This window comes from Mesorhizobium dulcispinae (assembly GCF_033977345.1).
Lineage (GTDB): Bacteria > Pseudomonadota > Alphaproteobacteria > Rhizobiales > Rhizobiaceae > Mesorhizobium > Mesorhizobium dulcispinae.
The window spans coordinates 1-1,901 of sequence record NZ_JAVIIY010000054.1 but is presented as its reverse complement, the minus strand read 5'-3'; the positions used below and the strand labels follow the sequence as shown (position 1 = coordinate 1,901).

The window sequence follows — 1,901 nt, the reverse complement described above, 5'->3', positions numbered from 1 at the left end:
GTCGAGTAGCTCAGCCATTCGGCTTTCGCCCTCACAGATCCGGGCGGGCGGATTTCCCGCACCCGGCTCTTCCCGAGAGTAACCCGCGTCATATCCGTGCTTGCGCCCAAGTTCGAGTGATGCGCGGAGTTGGCAGGGGGAAGCGCGCCGTCAGGGTCTCGAACTCCGACCAGCCCATGCGCCGGCTTTTCTGGCTGCGCCGTCTCAGACAGCGTAGCCATATCCGGCGCATTTGCCGATGGAATCCGTTGAGCGCTGGGTAGTTGTGCGGCCTGCCGTAGTAGCCGTAGTGTCCACGCAGAACGGCGGCGAACCACCTGTGCTGCGCAGCCATTGGCGCGTGCATGAGCCGCCAGGCATCCTGGCGCAGCGCCGTCAGCTTGCGCGTCAGGCGTTTCCCTTCCGTCTTGTGCTTCACGATGAACCGGCCATCCCGGGTCCGCCCGCAGTAGTGGGTGAAGCCCAGAAAGGCGAAGGTCTCGGGTCGCCGCTCGCCACGCCGCTGTCGTGAAAGGGCCGCAAACCGCCCAAACTCGATCAGCCGCGTCTTGTCCTCGTGGAGTGTCAGGCCAAAGCCGGCCAGCCGCGCCTTGAGGGCCAACAGCATCTCCTCTGCATCGGCCTTCTTCTCAAAGCCCATGACGAAGTCGTCGGCGTAGCGCACGATCACAACGCGACCGTGTACATGGCGACGACGCCATTGGTGGGCCCAGAGATCGAGGATGTAGTGCAGGAAGATATTGGCGAGGAGCGGACTGATGCCCGCCCCTTGCGGGGTACCCCTGTCCGTCTCTTGCTTCTCGCCGCTCTCAAGGACGCCAGCCCGCAGCCACAGCCCAATGAGCCGTAGGATACGAGGATCAGCGATCCTGTGCGCCACCATCCGCAGCAGCCACTCGTGGTCGACCGAGTCGAAGAAGCTGCGAATGTCGGCATCGAGCACCCAGTTCACACGCTGGCTCATGATCGCCGTATGCAGGGCATCCAGCGCCATGTGGGGGCTCCGCCCCGGCCGGAAGCCGTAGGAGAACCCCAGGAAGTCGGCCTCGTAGACAGCACTCAGCACCTCGGCCACCGCGCCTTGGACGATCTTGTCTTCCAGCGCCGGCACCCCGAGTGGCCGCTTACCGCCATCGGCTTTGGGAATATAGACCCGTCGCACCGGCTGCGGCCGGTAACGTCCGGCGTGGACCCGTTCGCAGAGATCGCGGAGGTTATCCTCCAGCCTCTCTTCGTACCTCGCCACTGTCATCCCATCGACCCCAGCACTCGCCTGCCGCTTCTGTCGCCGAAACGCCCGATATAGGGCGGCCTCATCGACGTGATGCAGCAGGGAGGTGAACCGGGTTTGGGCAGCCTGTCTGGCCGCCGCGTTCACCCGCTCAAGGTGCGGCGGCAAGGCAACCCGGCTCTGCGTCCGGACCCTGGCCTCCTCGCGCAGGTTCCCCTCGGGCTGGCCCCTTCCCTCCACGCGTCTCGTTTCCTTTGACGGTTTCATCAGTACTATGAACCAGTCCGACTCCCGACCTCAGCTCGGACGGCAGCTCCGGCAGTGCCTTGCTGCTGCCCCCCACTGGAGACCAATCCAGCGGACCCGGTCGGGCCTCTCATGTTCCGATGATTACCTTCCATGCGTGATCCGGCCTTCGACCCCGACGGAGCGACATCGTCTCGCATAACGACGATGCTCATGCTGCCTTCGTGTTTAGGGAACACACTCGGCCTCCGCGAACTTCCACCTTTCGAGGCTCAATCCCGCACCCCGCATGGCTCCTGTCTACACTTCAGACCCCGCGTTACCGCGACGCCCGCAAGACTCGGTCCCGGCTTGCCCGCTACGGTTTTGGCCGGATGGGACTTGCACCCACAAGCAATCATCAGCTTGGCATGACGTACTCCCG

At 64.2% G+C, this 1,901-nt stretch carries 1 protein-coding gene; it reads right to left on the bottom strand.

What is annotated here, in order from left to right:
* Positions 1 to 88 precede the first annotated feature (88 nt).
* Positions 89 to 1,498: a group II intron reverse transcriptase/maturase gene (gene ltrA, locus RFN30_RS32175; protein WP_320265968.1), complete on the bottom strand. Its 1,410-nt coding sequence runs from the start codon at positions 1,496 to 1,498 to the stop codon at positions 89 to 91.
* Positions 1,499 to 1,901 lie beyond the last annotated feature (403 nt).

Excerpts from the sequence above, each read along its gene's own strand:
- ltrA (WP_320265968.1), bottom strand. The coding sequence starts at position 1,498 with ATGAAACCGTCAAAGGAAACGAGACGCGTGGAGGGAAGGGGCCAGCCC.